This window comes from Micromonospora sediminimaris, from assembly GCF_016863575.1.
Lineage (GTDB): Bacteria > Actinomycetota > Actinomycetes > Mycobacteriales > Micromonosporaceae > Micromonospora > Micromonospora sediminimaris.
Genome location: NZ_BOPD01000056.1, coordinates 1 through 19708, shown reverse-complemented (window position 1 = coordinate 19708; position 19708 = coordinate 1). Strand labels below are relative to the sequence as shown.

The 19708-nt window shown below is 71.6% G+C and carries 17 protein-coding genes; 12 read left to right on the top strand and 5 right to left on the bottom strand.

What is annotated here, in order from left to right; genetic code table 11:
• The first annotated feature begins 354 nt into the window (after positions 1 to 354).
• Positions 355 to 1164, top strand: coding sequence for a hypothetical protein (locus Vse01_RS28680; protein ID WP_093407372.1), 810 nt, complete (start codon positions 355 to 357; stop codon positions 1162 to 1164).
• Positions 1165 to 1506: 342 nt separating this feature from the next.
• A complete protein-coding gene (locus Vse01_RS28675) occupies positions 1507 to 3696 on the top strand; it encodes a transglycosylase domain-containing protein (protein ID WP_093407370.1) in 2190 nt (729 codons plus the stop codon).
• A 109-nt stretch (positions 3697 to 3805) separates the two neighbouring features.
• Here Vse01_RS28675 and Vse01_RS28670 read toward each other — a convergent pair whose 3' ends face one another.
• A complete protein-coding gene (locus Vse01_RS28670; protein ID WP_093407367.1) occupies positions 3806 to 5656 on the bottom strand; it encodes a thiamine pyrophosphate-requiring protein in 1851 nt (616 codons plus the stop codon).
• Positions 5657 to 5796: 140 nt separating this feature from the next.
• Here Vse01_RS28670 and Vse01_RS28665 point away from each other — a divergent pair, with 140 nt between their 5' ends.
• Positions 5797 to 6888: a DNA glycosylase AlkZ-like family protein gene (locus tag Vse01_RS28665; protein WP_093407365.1), complete on the top strand. Its 1092-nt coding sequence runs from the start codon at positions 5797 to 5799 to the stop codon at positions 6886 to 6888.
• 161 nt (positions 6889 to 7049) lie between these two features.
• On the opposite strand, the gene Vse01_RS28660 is transcribed toward Vse01_RS28665, so the two are convergent.
• Positions 7050 to 7574: a hypothetical protein gene (locus Vse01_RS28660; protein ID WP_093407362.1), complete on the bottom strand. Its 525-nt coding sequence runs from the start codon at positions 7572 to 7574 to the stop codon at positions 7050 to 7052.
• Positions 7575 to 7644: 70 nt separating this feature from the next.
• Between Vse01_RS28660 and Vse01_RS28655 the strand changes: the two genes are divergently transcribed.
• The 6 genes from Vse01_RS28655 to Vse01_RS29935 all read left to right on the top strand — a co-directional run bounded on the left by Vse01_RS28655 (position 7645) and on the right by Vse01_RS29935 (position 12759).
• On the top strand, positions 7645 to 8508 hold the full coding sequence (locus Vse01_RS28655) for a LysR family transcriptional regulator (RefSeq protein ID WP_093407360.1): 864 nt from the start codon (positions 7645 to 7647) through the stop codon (positions 8506 to 8508).
• Entirely contained in the window at positions 8505 to 9050 is a 546-nt protein-coding gene (locus Vse01_RS28650; RefSeq protein ID WP_093407357.1) for an RNA 2'-phosphotransferase, read from the top strand. Before Vse01_RS28655 ends, Vse01_RS28650 begins: the two co-directional genes overlap by 4 nt.
• Before the next feature lie 33 nt (positions 9051 to 9083).
• Positions 9084 to 9380: an ArsR/SmtB family transcription factor gene (locus Vse01_RS28645; RefSeq protein ID WP_093407355.1), complete on the top strand. Its 297-nt coding sequence runs from the start codon at positions 9084 to 9086 to the stop codon at positions 9378 to 9380.
• Complete coding sequence (locus tag Vse01_RS28640; protein WP_170863517.1) at positions 9380 to 9766, top strand: VOC family protein; 387 nt, start codon at positions 9380 to 9382, stop codon at positions 9764 to 9766. Before Vse01_RS28645 ends, Vse01_RS28640 begins: the two co-directional genes overlap by 1 nt.
• A gap of 46 nt (positions 9767 to 9812) precedes the next feature.
• The gene (locus Vse01_RS28635; protein WP_093407636.1) at positions 9813 to 10682 is read left to right on the top strand and encodes a TrmH family RNA methyltransferase; all 870 of its coding nucleotides are present in this window, start codon (positions 9813 to 9815) and stop codon (positions 10680 to 10682) included.
• A 61-nt stretch (positions 10683 to 10743) separates the two neighbouring features.
• On the top strand, positions 10744 to 12759 hold the full coding sequence (locus Vse01_RS29935; protein WP_444980326.1) for a PucR family transcriptional regulator: 2016 nt from the start codon (positions 10744 to 10746) through the stop codon (positions 12757 to 12759).
• Between the two features lie 158 nt (positions 12760 to 12917).
• Here the strand turns inward: Vse01_RS29935 and Vse01_RS28625 are convergent, their stop codons facing one another.
• Positions 12918 to 14273, bottom strand: a complete 1356-nt coding sequence (locus Vse01_RS28625; RefSeq protein WP_093407347.1) for a MurL-like N-terminal domain-containing — start codon at positions 14271 to 14273, stop codon at positions 12918 to 12920.
• Positions 14274 to 14356: 83 nt separating this feature from the next.
• Between Vse01_RS28625 and murD the strand changes: the two genes are divergently transcribed.
• The 3 genes from murD (at position 14357) to Vse01_RS28610 (ending at position 17393) form a co-directional block, all read left to right on the top strand.
• Positions 14357 to 15706 (top strand): UDP-N-acetylmuramoyl-L-alanine--D-glutamate ligase, encoded by a 1350-nt coding sequence (gene murD, locus Vse01_RS28620; RefSeq protein ID WP_093407345.1) that lies wholly within the window; start codon positions 14357 to 14359, stop codon positions 15704 to 15706.
• Positions 15707 to 15769: 63 nt separating this feature from the next.
• The gene (locus Vse01_RS28615; RefSeq protein ID WP_093407342.1) at positions 15770 to 16627 is read left to right on the top strand and encodes a hypothetical protein; all 858 of its coding nucleotides are present in this window, start codon (positions 15770 to 15772) and stop codon (positions 16625 to 16627) included.
• Positions 16628 to 16634: 7 nt separating this feature from the next.
• On the top strand, positions 16635 to 17393 hold the full coding sequence (locus Vse01_RS28610) for a hypothetical protein (protein WP_093407340.1): 759 nt from the start codon (positions 16635 to 16637) through the stop codon (positions 17391 to 17393).
• Here Vse01_RS28610 and Vse01_RS28605 read toward each other — a convergent pair.
• Both Vse01_RS28605 and Vse01_RS28600 read right to left on the bottom strand, forming a co-directional pair.
• Positions 17365 to 18729, bottom strand: coding sequence for an acyltransferase family protein (locus Vse01_RS28605; protein WP_093407337.1), 1365 nt, complete (start codon positions 18727 to 18729; stop codon positions 17365 to 17367). The genes Vse01_RS28610 and Vse01_RS28605 overlap by 29 nt on opposite strands.
• Before the next feature lie 38 nt (positions 18730 to 18767).
• On the bottom strand, positions 18768 to 19708 hold a 941-nt coding region (locus Vse01_RS28600; protein ID WP_204019273.1), incomplete at its 5' end, for a hypothetical protein.

Below are 19708 nucleotides of genomic sequence, written 5' to 3'. Positions count from 1 at the left end.
CTCTCTGCCGCGTGCCTGGTCGGTCCGGGATGCGGCCGGTCCGGGATGCGGCAAGGTGTGGTCTGCGCGTGGCTGGTTGGCGCGGGGTGCCGCAACTCGCGGTCTCCGCGTGGCTGGTGGGCGCGGGATGCCGCAACCCGGGCGAGGGCGGGGCACCGACCGGGTAGCTGACAGGTGGTCTCGCGCAGTCGCGGGGCCGGGTTCCGTCGGCCGGGCTCGGACCCGGCGACAAATGCGAGAAAGGCTCATGAGGCGTCCCGGTGCCTGCCACCATCGGTCCTAGTACGGGTGGTGACCAGGCATCGGGGCACCTCGGCGCGTCCCGGCACCGCCCGCAGGTGAGCGAGGTGACGCATGGAGCCGGTGCGGCGATTGTGGTCCACGCCGGAAGTGCCCGGAGCCCATGACCCGAAGGGGCCGATGGGCACCCGGCGTACGGGTGGGGGGTTCGGCGTTCTTCCCTTCATCGACGAGCCGGCACCACCCGGACCCGCCACCAACGCCAGCTGGGCCTGGTCGCTGCGGCGGCTGGCCCGCGCTGCGGTCTGGTTGCTGCCGGCGTACGCGATTCTCTACGGCGCGGTCGCGATGGCCAGCGACGGTGGCGTGGGCAACGACCCGTATCCGGCCGACGGCCGGGCGCTGTACCTGATCGGCTGGGTTGCCGCGGTCTGGCTCGGCCTGCTGGCCCTGCTCGGGCTGACCGGGCTGCTCGCCGCCACCCGCAGCCGGCACGCCGCGGTGGCCGGCCTGCTGGTCAGCATCGCCGGCACGGTGCTCATGCTGCCGTTCGCGGGGCTGTCCGAGCAGACCCCGGTGTTTGGCACCAACGCCCGAACGCTGGTGCTGGTCGGCGCCACCTGTTACAGCGCGGGTTGGCTGCTCACCGGGTGGGCGGTGGCCCGCTCGGGGATGTTCAGCATCGGGGACGGGACGATGCTGATCATCGCTAGCCCGCTGCTCGGCCTCGGCGGGGCGTTGATCGGTTCGTTGCAGACTTTCGGAGCGATCTTCGTGTTGATCTCCGGCATCGGCATCTGCTACCGCTCGGGCCGCCTGCTGCCCCGGGAGATCCTCCGGGACGCCACCAGCGCCAGCGTCGCCACCGCCGGTCCGTCCGCGCCGATGGGCCCCGGCGGCGCGGGCCCACTCGGAACGGCTTGAGTAGACCGCCTCGGGCGGCATGGCGCGGCAGGTACGTGACGGTCATCGTTAGTTGACCGGCGATGGCGTCGACGCGCCAAGGTCGCCGACAAGGTCGACGTGCCAAGGTTGCCGACAAGGTCGACGTGCCGAGGTTGCCGACAAGGTCGACGTGCCAGGTTGCCGACAAGTCGGAACCGTTGTCTGTCCTGCGACCGGCTGCGCCGCCTGTCGCCTCTCGCACCAAATCCGGCGATCTGCTCCACGACCAGGGCAGCAGTGGCTGGCAAATAGCGGTGAATTGCCTGACAACTAGCCAATTGTGGTGGCCGGAAGGTGGCATTCGCGGCAATCCTGGGGACCATGGCCACCCCTACGCCGCTGTCGCGGCTGTTCACCGTCGTACTGGCCGGCGTGCTCGCCGGCCTGGTCCTGGCGGTCGCCGCGCTGCCGGGCAACCTGTTGCTCGGTTTCGCCGCGAAGGCGGCACTCGGGAACTACGCCGCGCTGCCCGACGCGTTGCGGACCCCGGCCACCCCGCAACGGTCCTACCTCTACGCCAACGACGGCAAGACGTTGATCACCACGTTCTACGACGTCAACCGGACCGACGTGGCGCTGGCGGAGATCGCGCCGGTGATGCGTCAGGCCATCGTGGCTGCCGAGGACCGGCGCTTCTACGAGCACGGCGGGGTCGACCTGCGCGGCATGCTCCGGGCGGTGGTCAGCAACGTCACCGAGGGCAGCGGGCAGGGCGGCTCGACGCTAACCATGCAGTACGTCCGCAACGTGCTCAAGACCGATCCGAACCGCACGGCGGAAGAGCGGGCCGCGGCCACCGAACCGACCATCGGGCGCAAGCTCCAGGAGATTCGGTACGCCAACGCGCTGGAGCAGCGTCTCGGCAAGGACGAGATCCTCAACCGCTACCTGAACATCGCGTACTTCGGCTCCGGGGCGTACGGGGTGGCCGCCGCGAGCCAGCGTTACTTTTCCAAGGCACCGGCCGACCTGACCCTCGCCGAGGCGGCGCTGCTCGCCGGCCTGGTGCAGTCGCCGGAGGCGTACAGCCCGATCGACGGCGACGCCGACGCGGCGTTGGAGCGCCGGGGGTACGTGCTGGACTCCATGGTCGAGACCGGCGCGATCACCGCTGCGCAGGCCGCCGACGCCCGGGCCGAGACGTTGACGCTGGACCCGAGCGAGCAGGCCAACGGCTGTGCCGCCACCGCCGGCGGGGGCGAAGAATGGGGCTTCTTCTGCGACTACCTGCGCCGTTGGTGGGTCGGCCAGCCGGAGTTCGGCGACACCGTGCAGGAGCGGGAGCAGGCACTACGACGTGGCGGCTACACCGTGGTCACCACGCTGGACCCGCAGACCCAGGCCACCGCCCAGCGCCAGGCCACCGACATCTACGGGTACGACAACCCGCGCGCGGTACCGATCGCCGCCGTCGAGCCGGGCACCGGTCGCGTCCTGGCGATGGCGGTCAACCGGCACTACAGCCTCGACAGCAACCCCGACGGGCAGGTCAACTACCCGAACACCGTCAACCCGTTGATCTCCGGCGGCACCGGTGTCGCCGGCTACCAGGCGGGCTCCACCTTCAAGCTGTTCACCATGCTCGCCGCGCTGGAATCCGGACGGACCCTGTCCACCGGCTTCGACGCGCCGAGTCGGCTGCCCACCCGGTACCCGGCCGAGGGGGAGAGCAGCTGCGACGGCCGCTGGTGCCCGGCCAACTCCAACCCGGAGTGGATGGACGGCTACCGGATGATGTGGGACGGCTTCGGCCGCTCGGTGAACACCTACTTCGTCTGGCTGGCCGAGCAGGTCGGGCCGGAGAAGGTGGTCGAGATGGCCCAGCGACTGGGCATCACCTTCCGCGCCGAGTCCGACGCCGACTTCGCCGAGAACGACGCGGCCGACTGGGGCGCGTTCACCCTCGGCGTGGCCGCCACCACCCCACTCGACCTGGCCAACGCGTACGCGACGGTGGCGGCCGAGGGGACGTACTGCGCGCCGCTGCCGGTGGTCTCGGTGACCGCGCCGGACGGCCAGCGGCTGCCGGTCGGCGACCCGGACTGCCGCGAGGTGCTCGACCCCGACGTGGCCCGCGCCGCAACCGACGCGGCGCGCTGCCCGGTGGGTCAGCAGTCCGCCTTCGGGCAGTGCAACGGCGGCACCGCCACCGCCGTGAGCCGGATTCTCGACGGGCGCCCGGTGGCCGGCAAGACCGGCAGCTCCGACCAGGCCGCCACGGAGAGCTTCGTCGGGTACACCCCGCAGGTCGCGGTCGCCGGTATCGCCGCCAACCCGGACGATCCGACCGACCACGTCGGTGCCGCCGTGCAGGCCCGGGTGATCGACGCGGTCGCCCGGATCATCGGCACGGCGGTCGAGGGCCAGCCGGAAGAAACGTTCACCCCGCCCAGCCGCGAACTCGTCGGCACCCCCCGCCGCCCCGTCGAACGCGATCCGCTCCCGGACCCCCGCCGCACCCCCGACAACCCCCTGTCCGACCTCCGCCGCTGGCTCCAAGGCCGCGGCTGACCCCACCCACACCCCCGAGGTCCCGCTCCGTTGATCATGAGGTTGCCGGCAAGTTCTCCCTGAGTGTCGCCAACCATGATCAACAGGCGAAGTGGGGTGGAGTGAGGGGTCACGGGCGGCGGGGGCGGTAGGTGGTCACCACGCTGGGGATGCCGCGGCGGATGATGCCGGCCCAGTCGGTGTCGCCGCGCAGCACCGCGGCGGCGGTCTTGCGGGCCTGTTCGGTGGTGAAGTGTGGGGGCATCATCAGCTCGGCGGGGTCGACCAGCGCGTTGATCACCGTCGGCCGGTCGGCGCGCAGGGCCCGGTCCCAGACGTCGGCCACCTGGTCCGGGCGGTCGACCAGCTCACCGCGCAGCCCCAGCACCTCACCCCACCGGTGGTACGCGATGTCGGGCAGCTGCTGACTGTCCGGGAACATCGGGGTGCCCTCGTCGGAGCGCTGCTCCCAGCTGACGAAGGCCAGGTCCCGGTTGTTGAGCACCAGCACCACGAACCGGGGATCGGCCCAGCTCTGCCAGTACTTCGCCACCGTGATCAGCTCGTTGACCCCGTTCATCTGCATCGCGCCGTCGCCGATCAGGGCCACCAGTGGGCGGTCCGGGTGGGCGAACTTGGCCGCCAGCGCGTACGGCATGGCGCCGCCCATGGAGAGCAGGGTGCCGGACAGACTGGCCAGCATCCCCGGACGCACCTTGACGTGCCGGGCGTACCAGGCGGTGGTCGTGCCGCAGTCGACGGCGAGCATCACGTCGTCGGGCAGACGTTCGCTGAGGCTGGCGAAGAGCAGCTGCGGGTTGACCGGGCGGGCATCCTGCTCGGCCAGTTCCCGCTGCGACTGCCGCCACGCGGCGGTGGCCCCGGCGATGGTCTCCCGCCAGCGGGTCGGTCCCGGTCCGGGGCCGAGTGCGGCCAGCAGCGCCCGCAGGGTCGGTGCGGCGTCGCCGGTCAGGTTCACCTCCGTCGGGTAGCGCAGACCGAGCTGGGTGCCGTCATGGTCGATCTGCACCGCCCGCGCCTGACCGGGTGGCGGATAGAACTCCGAGTACGGCATGTTGCTGCCGACGATGAGCAGCCGGTCGCACTGGTTCATCAGCTGCCAGCTGGGCCGGGTGCCGAGCAGGCCGATGGCGCCGGTCACCCAGGGCTCGCGGTGGTCCACGGCGGTGAACCCGAGCAGTGCCGTCGCCACCCCCGCGCCCAGGCGATGAGCGATCTCGCGTACCTCGTTCTCGGCACCGAGCGCGCCCTGGCCGACCAGCATGGCCACCCGCTCGCCGCTGCTCAGCACCTCGGCGGCGTGCCGGATATCCGGCTCCGGCGGCACCGTCGGGCCGCTGCTCGGCACACTGCTGGTGTGGTAGAAGCCGTGCGCGTGCGGCGGGTTGGGCACCGCCGGCAGGTCCTGCACGTCGAGCGGCAGCACCAGGGCGGTGACGGTACGCCGGGCCAGCGCGGTCCGGCACGCCCGGTCCACCAGGTGGCGTACCTGGGACGGGTGGTCGAGCTGGGCCAGGAACGCCGCCGCCACGTCTTTGTAGAGGGCGAGCAGGTCCACCTCCTGGTAGTAGCCGCCGCCCTCGGCGGTGAGCGCGGTGTGCCCGACCAGGGCGACCACCGGCTGATGATCCAGTTTCGCGTCGTAGAGACCGTTGAGCGCGTGGATGGCACCGGGACCACTTGTCACCAGCACCGCGCCGAGCGGCCCACCGCCGTACTTGACGTGCGCCGACGCGGCGAACCCGGCGGTCTCCTCGTGTCGCACCTGGACGAACTGCACCTGCTCGTGGGTGCGTTGCAGGGCCGAGGTCATCCCGTTGATGCCGTCGCCGGGAAAGCCGAAGTAGCGGCGTACACCCCAGCAGGCGAGCCGCTGCACGATGTGGTCCGCGACGCTGGCGCCACGGGGCAACGGCCACGGGTCGACCGGCACATAACTGCCGACATGCTCTGCGCTCATCGCATACGCCTCTCCGGCTCGGGCTACTGGCATTCGGCCGCAACTTCCCTGATGTTGCGGCGTCGCAGGTGCCGGAGGCGGCAATATCCCCGAAAGTGCGCGGATCTTGAGAGGGTCGACGGTCGGGTAGGGTCGGCGGTGTGGTCGTTCATCGGCTGACGCGGGACGAAGCCCGGCGCGTCGCGATCCACGCCCAACTGCTCGCCGCGCCGCGCCCGAGCGACCTGGTGGAGGTCGTCGAGCGCCTCACGATTCTGCAGCTCGACCCCACGGCGGCCATCGCGCCCAGCGCCGATCTCGTGCTGTGGAGCCGACTCGGTCCGGCCTACGACCCCGCGCACCTGACCAGGGCGATCGAGGTCGAGCGCAGCCTGGTCGAGACCGTCGCCTACATCCGGACGCCGGGTGACCTGCCCGCCGTGATCGCCGAGGCCCGCGCCGCGACCCATCCGTCCGCCCGAGCCTGGATGGAACAGAACGCGTCGTTTCGCCGGGACATCCTGGCGGCGTTGGCGGCGAGGGGACCACTGTTGTCCCGGGACATCCCCGACACCAGCGTGGTGCCGTGGCCGTCGAGTGGCTGGACCAACAACCGAAACGTCACCAAGATGCTTGAACTGCTGGCTCGACACGGCCAGGTGGCGATCTGCGGTCGCAAGGGGCGGCAGCGCTACTGGGATCTCCCCGAGCGGGTGTACCCGGTCGACCTGCCCGACCTCGATCCGGACGAGGCGGCCCGGCTGCGCGACGAGCGTCGGCTCGCCGCATTGGGCATCGCCCGGTCCGGTGGGACGCTGACCCCGGGTGAGTCGCCGTTCGTCGGTGCCGCGAGGGAGGAGGCTGTGGTCGAGGGCGTACCGGGGACGTGGCGGGTCGACCCGGCGTACCTCGGGCTGCCGTTCGAGGGGCGCACCGCGCTGTTGTCGCCGTTCGACCGGCTGATCCACGACCGGGTACGCACCGAGCAGTTGTTCGGCTACGAGTATCTCCTGGAGATGTACAAGCCTCGGGGCAAGCGTCGGTGGGGCTACTTCGCCCTGCCCGTACTCCATCATGACCGGCTCGTCGGCAAGCTGGACGCGACCGCCGACCGCAAGGCGGGCGTCCTCACCGTCAACGCCCTGCACGAGGACGTCCCTTTCACCCGGGCGATGACCGCCGAGGTCGACGCCGAGATCGAAGCTCTCGCCACCTGGCTGGGTCTGACCACGACCCGAGCCCAGGTGTCTTAGTCGTCGCCAGGATCGGGTGGCCCGACCGCGCGCGTCGACGGCGGGCGGATCCTCCTCGCGGGTTGCGGCATCACGGGGTGTCGGCGGAGCGGTAAGGCGCGAGATGCCGCAACCCGTGAGGGCGACCGGCCGGCCTGCCGACCTGACGCGCCGCTGGTGTCCTACCGGCGGGCCGGGCTCGCGGTGGGTAGCGAGCCGACGATGTGGCGCTCGACATCGGCCCAGGTGGGCGTGGGTCGGCCGTAGGCGGGCACCGGATGGCGCTGGGGCCCGAAGAAGTACTGATGGGCGACGGTTCCCCGGATGGCGGCGTGCACCTCGCGATGGTCGTCGACGAAGTGGGTGAGGGCGAGGTCGAGGCAGTGGGCCCGCTTGTCGGCCCGCGCCCGGCAGAACCGGACGTGGTCGTGGGGGACGCCGCTGCGCCGGTGGAAGTCGTGGGCGGCGAGCCAGCGCAGGGTACGGGCCTGGACGCGCGGGCCGCATTTGGAGATTAGCCATACCTGGCCGCCGAACAGGGTGACGAGGCGGGCGATGGTGTCGACGGCACCGGGCACCTCGGGGGTGGCCAGCATGGTCGCCTCGTCTCCGCTGAAGAAGGCGGTGTCGCCGCCGCCCGGGTGGGCGGGGCCGTCGATGATGACCCGGCCGATGTCGATGCCGAGCCGGGGGAGTTGGTTCGTCATGCCGTTCAGGATGCGGCCCACCCAGCCCGCGCAGAACTATTGTTTGATGCCTGGTCTATAGTCACTGGCTATGGATGGGCGGGACTTGCTGGAAGCCGACCCGTTACGCTCGTTCGGGGTCTTCGCCGAGCACCGGAACTTCACCACCGCCGCACGGGAGTTGCACATCAGTCAGCCCTCCCTGCACGTGAAGATCCGGAAGCTGGCCGCCGCGCTCGGCGTGGAGCTGTACGAACGCGACGGTCGCCGGCTGACCCTGACGGTCGCGGGGGAACGGCTCGCCGCGTACGCGCTGGACTCCCGCCGACGGGCCGAAGAGTTCCTGCGGGAGCTGCACCACCAGTCCGCGCCGACGCTGACCATCGCGGCCGGGCGGGGCGCGCTGCGGTGGGTGATCGGCGAGGCGATCCAGCGGGTCGGGCACCGGGGCCGTCGGGTACAGGTGATCACGGCTGATCGGGACGCGGCCCTCACCGCCGTCACCAGCGGGCAGGCCGACCTCGCCATCGTCGCCCACGACCCGCCCGGTCGGCAGGTCGAGGCCATGCAGATCGCCGCCTACCGACAGGTGCTCGTACTCGGTGACGGGCACCCCCTCGCCGCGCGCGGGCAGGTCCGGCTCGGTGATCTCGAAGGTCTGGATCTCGTCGTACCCCCGGTCGGGCGTCCGCACCGCAGGGCGCTGGACCGCGCCCTGCTCGACGCGGGCGTGCGCTGGCAGGTTGCCGCCGAGGTCGACGGGTGGGACCTGTTGGTGCATCTGGCCGCGTTGGGGGTCGGCGCCACCGTGGTCAACGGCTGTGTGGGGCTTCCCGAGGGTCTGCGTGCGGTCCCGATCCACGGCCTGCCGGATATCCGGTACTGGGCGACCTGGCGGCCACCCCGACGGGCCGTGGTGCAGGACCTGCTCGACCAGTTCGGAACCGGCCAGTGACCGACCGGCTCACCTCGGCCAGCAGGTTCCTCGCGTACGTGCTCCGCCACCGTCCGGAGGCCGTCGACATCACCCTCGACGAGGGCGGCTGGGTCGACGTGAAGGTGCTGCTCGCCGCGCTCGCCCGACATGGCCGTCCGGTCACCCGACAGGTGCTGGCCGAGCTGGTCGCCGGCACCGACAAGCAGCGTTTCGAGCTGCACGCCGGGCGGATCCGCGCCGCGCAGGGCCACTCGGTCCGCGTCGACCTGCGCCTGGAACCCGTCGTGCCGCCAGCGCTGCTCTACCACGGCACGGTGGCCCGCCACCTGCCCGGCATCCGGGCCGAGGGGCTGCGACCACGCGGCCGTACGCACGTCCACCTGTCGGTGGACCGGGAAACCGCCGTCACTGTCGGTGCCCGACGTGGCGACCCGGTCGTGCTGACCGTCGACGCGGCCGGTATGCACCGCCGCGGGTTCGTCTTCTACCGGGCCGTCAACGGTGTCTGGCTCACCGGCCACGTTCCACCCGGCTGGATCGTTGTCGGTGAGTCGGCTTGACGGGCAAGTGGCCACTTGCCTATAACTGTGCGAGTGGACGCGGAGCGTGACCTGTTCAGGGCCATTGATGACGCGACGCGACGCACGATCCTGGACGAGTTGATCGACCGGGACGGCCAGACGCTCTTCGAGATCTGCGGCCGACTGGCCGTGAAGCACAACCTGACCTCCTCGCGCCAGGCCATCTCACAGCACCTCGCGGTGCTCGAAAAGGCCGGCCTGGTACGCACCCGGCGACAAGGCCGGTACAAGTTCCACCACATCGACACGAGCCCGCTGCGGGTGATCGTCGAGCGGTGGCCCATCGACCGAGAGGCACCAGATCCGTGATCCGTATCCATGTGACAAGCGTGTTCGTCGACGACCAGGCGAAGGCGCTCGCCTTCTACACGGAGAAGCTGGGGTTCACCAAGAAGACCGACATGCCCGCCGGCGAGTACCGCTGGCTTACCGTAGTCTCGCCGGCCGACCCGGACGGGGTCGAGCTGCTGCTGGAGCCGGCCAACCACCCGGCGACGGGTCCGTTTCAGCAGGCCCTGGTCGCCGACGGCATCCCGTTCACCTCGTTCGCAGTCGACGACGTGTACGCCGAGGTCGAGCGCCTCAAGAAACTGGGCGTCGAGTTCACCCAGGAGGCGACCGACCTGGGCCCGGTGGCGACCGCCGTGCTCGACGACACCTGCGGCAACCTGATCCAGCTCGCCACCATGAAGTAGCCGTACCCGCGCCCTCGGTCGGTGGACGCGGCCTTGCGTGGCCGTCATGCCGGTCGGGCGCCGGCCGGTCAGCTCCCGGCATCACCCGATCCGGCAGAATCGGCGGGTGCCCGTCCACCTGATCACCGAGCCCGGCGACGAGCGGATCGCCGACTACCGGGCGCTTACCGACGTGGAGCTGCGTACCCGCTGGGAGCCGCCGCACGGCCTGTTCATCGCCGAGGGTGAGCTGGTGCTGCGGCGGGCGCTGCGGGCCGGCTACCCGGCCCGGTCCTTCCTCGTCGACGCCAAGCGGGTCGACCAGCTGGCCGACCTCGACACGGGCGACGCCCCGGTGTACGCCGCGACCCCCGACGTGCTGCGCGAGGCGACCGGGTTCCACGTGCACCGGGGAGTGCTCGCGTCGTTCCGGCGCAAGCCGCTGCCGACCGCCGCGGAGGTGCTCACCACCGCCGGTCGCGTGGTGATCCTCGAAGACGTCAACAACCATACGAACCTGGGGGCGATCTTCCGGGCGGTGGCGGGGCTGGGGGTGGACGCCGTGCTGCTCTCACCAACCTGCGCCGATCCGCTCTACCGGCGCAGCGTACGGGTCAGCATGGGTGAGGTCTTCGCCGTGCCGTACGCGAAACTGGAACCGTGGCCGACGGCGCTGGCCGGCGTGCGCGCCGCCGGGTTCACCGTGCTGGCGATGACGCCGGCACCCGACGCGGTGCCCATCCAGCGACTGGACCCGGCCCAGCGGTCCCGGGCCGCGCTGCTGCTCGGTGCCGAGGGCGCCGGACTGACCGGCGCGGCGATGGCGGCCAGCGACGTCCGGGTGGTCATCCCGATGCGACGCGGTGTGGACTCGCTGAACGTCGCTGCCGCCACCGCCGTGGCCTGCTGGGAACTGGGCCGCGACGACCCGCTCTGAGTAGCAGCCGTGGCGGCACCGGCGAGCATCCCCGCAAGTCACGGACGGTAGCGTGTCGCGGGTGTTCCCTACCGTGCGTGAGGTCCTCGCCCTGGATCCGGTCCGCCACGGCGCGCCACGCCTCGTCGCGGGGGAGGTCGGGCTGGACCGCCGGGTGCGATGGGTGCACGTCGCCGAGGTACCGGACATCGCCACCCTGCTCGGCGGCGGCGAGTTGGTGCTCACCACGGGTATCGGGCTGCCCGGCGACGACGCCGGACTACGGGCCTTCATCGGCGACCTGGCCGGCGTCGGCGTCTCCGGGCTGGTCGTCGAGTTGGGTCGGCGCTACCACGACGGCGTACCCCGGGTGATGGTGGCCGCCGCCGAACGCCACGGCCTGCCCTTGGCGGAACTGCGTCGGGCCACCCCGTTCGTGCGGATCACCGAGGCGGTGCACGCCCTGATCGTGGACGCCCAGCTCACCGAGCTGCGCGCCACCGAGGAGATCCACCAGCGGTTCACTGAGCTGTCGGTGGAGGGGGCCGACCCCGGTGAGGTGGTCCGGCAGGCGGCCGAGTTGTCCGGCTGTCCGGTGGTGCTGGAGAACCTGTCCCGCCAGGTGCTGGCGTACGACCCGGCGGGGGAGAGCGCCGAGCTGCTGCTGGACGGGTGGGAGCAGCACTCCCGGCGGGTCCGGCCCGAGGGGCGCACGGCGTACGACCCGGACCGGGGCTGGCTGGTCACCATGGTGGGTGCCCGAGGACAGGACTGGGGCCGGCTGCTGCTGCGCTGGCCACCCGGTGGTGATCTGGCCGGTGGTCAACCGTTGCCGGCCGGCGGGCGGTCCGCCCCGGTGCTGCCTCCCGGGCGGACCGTCGCGACCCCGGCCGGGCGTGGTGACTCGCCCTCGGCGCCGCCGACCAGGCTGACCATCCTCGTGGAGCGGGCGGCGTCCACGCTCGCCCTCGGCCGGCTGATCCGGCGGGATGCCGAGGGACTGGAACGCCAGCTCCACCGGACCCTGCTCACCGCCCTGCTCGACCACTCCTGGCCGGTGGACGAGGTGGCCCTGCGGGCCCGGGCGCTCGGTGTCGTGCTGGAGCGCCGTCAGCTCGTCGGAGTGGTGGTCCGCCACCGTGCCGAGGCCGGCGGCGAGGACATGGCGCGTCACCGCCAACCGGCGGGCAGTTGGCCGCTCACCGAGCCGGGACACCCCGGCGAGGCGCTCGACAACGTCCCGGACGCCGGGCCCGCCCGGCTGCGCGACCTCGCCGAGGCTGTCGGACAGGCGCTGCGCGAGGCCGGTCTGACCGGCCTCACCAGCGCCCTGGACGACCAGACGGTGGGTGTCCTGCTCGCCCTGCCGGATGCGGCAGCGGAGGATCGGGCGCTGGCCGCCTTCGCCGCCGCGCTGCGCCGGACCCGCCCCGACCTGCGTGGGCGCGCCGACCTGTCCGGGAGTGGTGACCTGTCCGGGCGTGCTGACCTGCCTGGGCGTGCTGACCTGCCTGGGCGTGCTGACCTGCCTGGGCGCGTTGACCCGTCCGGGCGTGCTGACTCGTCGTGGCGTGCTGACTCGGTGGGGCGTCTCGGAGCGTTCGGCCGCTCCGACGACGCGCCGACGAACGCTGGCCGACGGTCCGTCGCTGGACTGCTGATCGCCGCCGGCTCCGGCGTGGGTAGCCTGCGGGAGGCACGCCGGTCGCTGATCGAGGCCCGTCAGGTCGCCGACGCGGCCCGCCGGGACCGGCGTGACCTGCCGATCTTTCGGTTGCCGCACGTGGGGTTGGCCGGGCTGCTGCACCTGTTGCGCGACGAGCCCCGGGTGCAGACCTTCGTCGAACGGCAACTCGGCGCACTGCTGGCGTACGACGCGCAGCATCCCCGGGAGCAGTTGCTCGGCACCCTGCGCGCCTACCTGGAGCAGGGCCGGAACAAGTCCGCGGCGGCGGTGGCCGCGCACCTGTCCCGCCCGGCGTTCTACGAGCGGCTGGCCCGGATCGGCCGGATCCTCGACGTCGACCTCGACTCGGTCGACGCCTGCCTCTCCCTTCACGTGGCCCTGCTGGCCCTCGACGCCATCCGCACCCCCTAACCACCCCCACCAACCCCCCTCCACCCCCCGACCCCCTCCGCGTTGATCAAGAAGTTTGCGCCATTTTCGATCTCCAACGAGGACCAAAACTTCTTGATCAACGCGGTGAGGGGCGGGCGGGGAGCGGAGCACGGGTGGGGTGGGGTGGGATGAGGGGGTTAGGGGGTGAGGGTTTGGAGGGTTTTTTGGTAGGTGGGGGGGATGTGGTGGTTGGCGGCGGCAGGGGTGAAGGTGTCGGAGGTGGCGGCCGTCGCCCACGCGCTGTCAGGAACGGCGGCTACCAGGGCGGTCACGACGGGGGTGTCGCGCCAGTCGGGCTGCTGGGCGAGCAGGCTCAGCGCGACCACCGACTCCTCCACCTCGCCGACGCACTCGAACGGCTTGTGCCCGTCGATGCCGAGCAGTTCGCGGTAACCGGGAATCTGCGCGGAGTCGGCGAGCAGGTCACCGCCGAAGATGTGGGTGATCCGCTCGCGGGGCATGAACGGAGCCAGGGCCAGGAAGACGAAGCGGCACTTGGGGCAGTCCCGGCACCACCGCTCGCTGGCGTCCCGGAGCTTGAACGCGGCGTTGCAACTGGTGACCACGTCGTCGTAGCGGTCGATGCCGGCGAAGAGTCGGGCGATGTGCAGCTCCGACAGCGGGCGCAGCAGCGAGAAGTACGGTTCGGCCAGCCCGGCGTGCTCCGCGAGCGCGGCCCGCAGCAGTCCCTCGGCCTCGACGCCCTTGGACCACTGGTGGTTGATCTCGTGACCGTTCCAGATCAGGTTCGGATCCGACGCCGAGCGCTCGTTGGACATCACCACCGGGCCCAGCCCGTGCAGCACCGCCGTGGCGACCGCGATCAGCGAGTTGATCGCGGTGACCGGGATGTGGCCGTTGCGGGCGCCGGCCGCGTTCAGCTCGAACAGCACCGGGTCGATGCGTCGCCGGGCCGCGAGAGCGGGCAGCCCCGACGCCGCGTTCACCGCATTGATCACATGGTTCGGGTTGACCGAGAAGGGCACCGGGTCGAGGCCGGCCCGGCGCAGTGCCTCCAAGCTGACGATCGAGTCCTTGCCGCCACCGACCGCCGACAGCGGTCGCCGGTCGGAGTTGTCGTACTCGGCTGCCGGCTTGACCCGCCCGTCGGGCACGCGCGGGGTCAGCTCCAGCACGTGCGGCAGTTGGTTGCGGTACGCGTACTCGGCGAGGCCCTTGGTGTAGACGGCCGTGACGAACTCGACGGCGGCCGGGCCGAGCGGTGCCGGCAGCACCAGCTGCCCCGGCGCGGCCGTCTTGTAGTAGCTGACCCCGGCCACCACGTGCAGCAGCTCCAGCACCCGACCCAGCGCCGCCACGGCGGCGTCCGACGGGGACTCCTCCGGCACCGGCAAGGTGACCACCTCGGTGAACCGCTGCTCACCGTCGGGCCCGGTCAGGGCGTAGTCGAACAACGCCTCGCCGGTGGACAGGTCGATCGAGTAGGACGGGAAGGTGAACGCGTCCATCCGCGCCAGCTGCGTGTTGAGCACACGCCATACTAGGCCCTGGTTCGTCCGGCCGTGCCCGGCTCGGCCGGACCGCGCCCTGCCGCCGTCGTACCCGAGGAGAACCTGTGCGCCTGTCTGACCTGCGCGGACGTAAAGTCGCCGTCTGGGGGGCCGGCCGGGAGGGCCGGGCAGCGGTGACGGCCATCGCCGCCCACGGCCCGGCCGACCTCGTCGCCGTCGACGACAGCGCGAACTTCCTCTCGCTGCCCTGGGACGGACCTTTGGCGGAGGCCGCCCCACTGGTCACCGGCGACGAGGGTTTCGCCCGGCTGGCCGCCGCCGACGTGGTGGTCCGCTCGCCGGGCGTGCCGCAGACGCATCCCTGGCTGATGGAGCTGCGCCGCCAGGGCGCGACTGTCACCCAGGGCACCTCGCTCTGGATGGCCGACCATGGCGACCGCACCATCGGGGTGACCGGCAGCAAGGGCAAGAGCACCACGTCCAGCCTGATCAGTCACCTGTTGACCGCGGTGGACCGGCCGAACGTCTTCGGCGGCAACATCGGCGTGCCGACGCTGGACCTGCCGGAGGCGGAGCTTTATGTCCTGGAGCTGTCCAGCTACCAGTGCAGCGACCTGACCGACTCGCCCCGGGTAGCGGTGGTCACGGCGCTGTTTCCCGAGCACCTCGACGCGCATGGTGGCGAACGGGAGTACTACCGGGACAAGCTCAACCTGCTCGCGTACGGGCCGCGCACCGTGGTGGTGAACGGCGCGGACCCGCGGCTGGCGTTCGAGTTGGGCGACCGCGCGGCGGTACGCGCCGGCACCGCCGACTCGGTGAACGTCGCCACCGGCCCGGACGGTACGCCCTGGTTCCACCGGGTCGACCAGCCGCTATTCCCACGGGCGGTGCTGCCGCTCGTCGGTCGGCACAACGAGGGCAATCTGTGCGTGGCCCTGGCCGTGCTCGACGCGTTTGGCATCGACCTGGTCGAGCGTAAGGACGCCCTGGCGGTGGCGGTCGCCGAGTTCCAGGGACTGGCCCACCGGCTGACCGAGATCGCCGACCCGTCCGGCCTGACCTTCGTCGACGACACCCTCGCCACCAGCCCGTACGCCGCCATCCACGCCATCGACGCGTACGACGGGCGGCCGTTGACCGTGATCGTCGGGGGCAACGACCGGGGGGTCGACTACACGCCGCTGCGCGAGCACCTGGCCGAGCGGGAACTGACCGTGATCGGCATTCCGGACAGTGGTCCGCGGATCATCGGGGCGCTCGACGGGCTGCCGAAGGTACGCACCGAACTTGTCGACGACCTCGCCGAGGCGGTGCAGCTGGCCCGGCAGGTGACTCCAGCCGGCGGTGTGGTGCTGCTCTCGCCCGCCGCCCCCAGCTACGGCCGCTTCCGCAACTTCGAACACCGCTCCGAAGTCTTCGCCGAAGCCATCCGCGCCACCACCCCCGCCTAACCACCGCGGGGGTGGTGGTTGGGGGGTTTTACGCTGACGGGAGTCGGTTCCCGGAGGTGGTTGATGGTTCAACTGCTGCGCCGCCCAGGTGCCGGCCGGCGTGCGCACGCGGTCGGCGTCGCGCGGCTGATGGCGCACACCGACCCGGTCGCCCTGATCGGTGTCGCTCTGTCGATCTCGCTCTCCGTGACGCTGGACCTGACCGGTGCCGCCACCGGCGTGGAGTCGTTGCTGGCCGGTCTGATGGGCATCACCATCTCGTTGCTGGTGGACTCCATCGCCCGGGCCGAGCGTCGGTTCCAACTGCGAGCGCTGCTTGCCGGCCCGCACTGGCTGGTCCGGGCAGTTCCGGAACTCGCCACCGCCGCCACCGAGGCGGTCGGCCGCCACCCAGGCACCCGGGTCGCGGAGGAGACCCAGCGCCGGTTCGAGCGGTTCCACGCCGACCTCGGCCAACTCCGGCAGGGACGCATCATCCGGCCCGGCGAGGATTACCAGGACATGCTCGGCGCCACCCGGGACTGCGTACGGCAGTTGGAGGCGCTGACCAACGTGCTGCCCCGGCTGGCCTGGTGGCGCGGTGACATCGGCCGGCGGTACTGGGCGGAGAATCTCGCCGCGCTGGCCCGCGGCGTAGAGATCACCCGGATCTTCACCTACACCGAGTTCTCCGACGAGTTGGCGGAACTGGTGGCGACGCAGCGTCGGGCGGGCGTACGGGTGGGTCTGCTGTCGACCGTCGCGGTCCCGGCCGACCTGCACGTCAATCTGATCCGCTGGGACGGCACAGCATGCTGGACAGCCGGCATGAGCGCGCACGGCGAGATCAACGAGAACCGGTTCTCGGTGAACGCCGCCGACCTTGCCCGGGCCGACGAGACGTTCCAGGCGTGCCTCAGCCGGGCCGCCTTCGACACCTGACGAAGGGATGACCGCCCAGGGCGTGCTGCTGGTGACCGTGGTGGTCTGGGCGGTGACCCTGATCCGTCCGGTCCGGTGGCGGGCCCTCGTGGCCGCGCTGCCATTGCCCATGACGGCCGCGCTGCTGGCCACCGATCATCCCGTCGACGGCGCGCAACTCGTCGGGGTGGTCGGGCTCAACCTGTTCTTCGGCGTCGTGGCACTGGCCCATCACCGTTTTCGGTGGCCGATCCTGTTGGCCGACCTGGCGGGTGTCGGCGGCTACCTCGCGATCGCGGCGGCGCTGCGTCCGGTCGCGCTGCCGTTCTGGCCGACACTGGCCGTCACGGTCGCCTGCTGGCTGCTCGCCGTGCTGGTGCTGCACCGGCTTCCGGGGCCTGGCCACCCGACCGATCCGACCGATCCGGCTGGCTCGGCGCGGTTGCCGGTGGCGGCCCGGCTGCTGCTGGTCCTCGCCGGTGCGGCGCTGACCGGGCTGCTCGGCCAGGTGCTGCGGGGGCTGGTGGTGACCTTCCCGTACGCCGGGGTGCTGGTGGCGGTCGAGGTGCGACGGGACCTGCCGGTCTTCTGCCGGCACTTCGCTCGCAACAGCCTGGCGCTGATCGGGTTCCTGGTCGGGGTCCACCTGGGCCAGGACGTCTCGGTCGTGGTGGCGCTGGTCGCCGGCTGGGCCGGGTTCGCGCTGGTCGCGGCGGCGCTGCACCTCCCCGCCTGGTGCCGTGCAAGACGCCACCCGGTCAATCTCGGCTGCCCCACCCGGACCTGAGCAGGCGCAGCGTGCCCGCGCCGGCCAGGTAGGCCACCAGCGCCTCCACCGGCCAGCCGAGCGGCTCCGGTGCGGTCTTGGCCGCCACGCCGTTTGCCGCCAGGGCGTACCCGACGGCGGCGAATCCGGCGACGGTGAGTGCGGCGCGGGCACCCGCCCACCTGGCCGACGCCCTCAGGTGCCGGGGGCGGCCGGTGGACGCCTCGATCGGACCGAAGATGGCGACCAGGACGGCCAGCACCACCGCCAGCATCAGCACCCACGGCAGCCGCCAGGCCAGCCAGGCCGCCGTACCGGCTTCCGGAGTGGGGAGCAGGCCGAGCCCGTGCAGCGCACCGACCAGCAGCACGGCCGCGCTCAGGTGCCACAGGAAGACCGTCAGTACGACCGAGTTGACCGCGATCACCGCCTGCCACGGACGGTCACGGTGCAGCCACCGTTCCGTCCGTTCCCGCAGCAGCAGGATCAGCCCGAGCTGGGCGGTGGCGACCGCGAGCAGCGCCACGCTCGATGGGGCGGCGTTGGCCAGCCGCTGACCGGGAAGATTGATCATGCTTATCGGGTACGGCCCGGGGCCGGTGAGCAGGATCGCCACGGCGAGACCGCCGAGCAGCATCGCACTCGCGGCTCGGCGGGACATCGGCAGGCACCGGGTACGCAGTCCGGACGGGTGGCAGTGCCCCCGGCGGGCGTCGTACCAGGCGAAGCCGATCTGGTGGACGGCGAGCCAGCCGAGTAGGTAGTTGGGCAGGGCCAGGTTGGCCGGCCCCAGCGCACGGCCCAGGTCACCGGCGGCGACCAGCACCACCAGCGCCAGCGGCACCAGCAGCCCGAGGCGGCGGTGCAGCGCGTACATGACCGGGGTCAGCGGCACCACGGCCAGGTAGGCGGCGAGGAACCACAGCGGAATGGTGGCGAACCAGACGACCGGGCGAACCTCGTCCGGCTGGGCACCGCCCAGCCGGGCCACCAGCGCGCCACCGGCGAGCACCAGCACCAGGGCGCTGGTCGGGCGCAGCAGGCGGGCGCTGCGGCCGAGCAGCCATCCGATCGCGTCGCCGCCACGGCGCTGGTGGGCGGCCAGTGAGGCGGCGTTGGCGTAGCCACCGACCAGGAAGAAGACCGGCATGACCTGGACCGCCCAGGTCAGCGGGTACGCCCAGGGCAGGGCGGTAAGTGCCGAGTGGCCGTCGGGTCGGCCACTCTCGTCGTACTCGACCGCCGCTATCGCCCAGTGTCCGAGGACCACCAGCACGATCGCCAGCGCCCGGAGCAGGTCGAGGTAGCGCTCCCGGTCCGCCGGCGTACGGGCGGCGAGGCGGGCCAGGCGGCGCATAGTCCGAAAGTATGCCGACGGAAGCCGCACCGTCGGGACTATTCCCTCAACTGCTGTACCGCTGCCGGGGCTGTCAGCGCGGCGAGCAGCGCCGCCGTCTCCCGCAACACGGCGTCGCGCAGGTGGACATGCGGCTCGGCGACCCGCCACCGGGGAATCCAGCGGTGCAGTCGGGTCAGCACGTCGACCGCGCCCTGGTGGGTGAATCGCCCCGCCCAGACCAGCGACTGGACGCGCCGCGCTGCCTCGCTGAACTGGGAGCCTTTCGGGCAGTTCGGGTTCAGCGCGGACGGATGGGCCAGCCAGCGGAGAACGATGTCGTCGAGGCGTGCCCCGGCGATCCCGCAGCGCAGCGGGTGACGCCGGCAGAGCGCCTGGACCAGGCCGTCCAGTTGACCGTGCCCGTTCACCTCCGCCGTGTCGTGCTCGACGGCGTCCAGGTAGCCCTCCACCGAGCGCAGTAGCCGACCGGTCAAGCTCGGATAGCGGTCGATACCTGTAGCGATGCCGGTCAGGCGCCAGGGGATGTCGACATCCTCCGGGTGCGTGGCGGCCCACTGCAACACCACGTCCGCAGTGGTCTCGGTCAGGGCTTTCTGCCGGGTGATCTGCTTGCTGACGAAGTCGACGTGCGGCGTCGACCGGTGCTGGTCCGCCCAGCGGTCGATCAGCGGCGACAGCCACTGCGGCAGGTCGGTCAGTTTCCTTCTGGCCAGCAGCGGCGGCAGGACGAATCCGGCACCGACCGTGTCGCCGTACTCCTGAAGCCAGGCCAGCGCGATGTCCACGGCACGATCCATCACATCCGCCGGCACATCGTTGCGATCGAGCAGCGGTGGTAGGACGAACTGGGCTTGGGTGAGGGTGCCGTGTTGGTCGAGCCAGTGCAGGGCGTGTTGGATGGCGGGTGGTGCGTCGTCGGGTGTGAGGTCGTTTCGGCCGAGCAGCGGTGATAGGACGAACTGGGCTTGGGTGAGGG

Bases quoted from the DNA above. Each gene is read 5' to 3' on its own strand.
- Vse01_RS28680 (WP_093407372.1), top strand. From the start codon at position 355: ATGGAGCCGGTGCGGCGATTGTGGTCCACGCCGGAAGTGCCCGGAGCC.
- Vse01_RS28675 (WP_093407370.1), top strand. From the start codon at position 1,507: ATGGCCACCCCTACGCCGCTGTCGCGGCTGTTCACCGTCGTACTGGCC.
- Vse01_RS28670 (WP_093407367.1), bottom strand. From the start codon at position 5,656: ATGAGCGCAGAGCATGTCGGCAGTTATGTGCCGGTCGACCCGTGGCCG.
- Vse01_RS28660 (WP_093407362.1), bottom strand. From the start codon at position 7,574: ATGACGAACCAACTCCCCCGGCTCGGCATCGACATCGGCCGGGTCATC.
- Vse01_RS28655 (WP_093407360.1), top strand. From the start codon at position 7,645: ATGGATGGGCGGGACTTGCTGGAAGCCGACCCGTTACGCTCGTTCGGG.
- Vse01_RS28635 (WP_093407636.1), top strand. From the start codon at position 9,813: ATGCCGGTCGGGCGCCGGCCGGTCAGCTCCCGGCATCACCCGATCCGG.
- Vse01_RS28615 (WP_093407342.1), top strand. From the start codon at position 15,770: ATGGTTCAACTGCTGCGCCGCCCAGGTGCCGGCCGGCGTGCGCACGCG.
- Vse01_RS28610 (WP_093407340.1), top strand. From the start codon at position 16,635: ATGACCGCCCAGGGCGTGCTGCTGGTGACCGTGGTGGTCTGGGCGGTG.
- Vse01_RS28605 (WP_093407337.1), bottom strand. From the start codon at position 18,729: ATGCGCCGCCTGGCCCGCCTCGCCGCCCGTACGCCGGCGGACCGGGAG.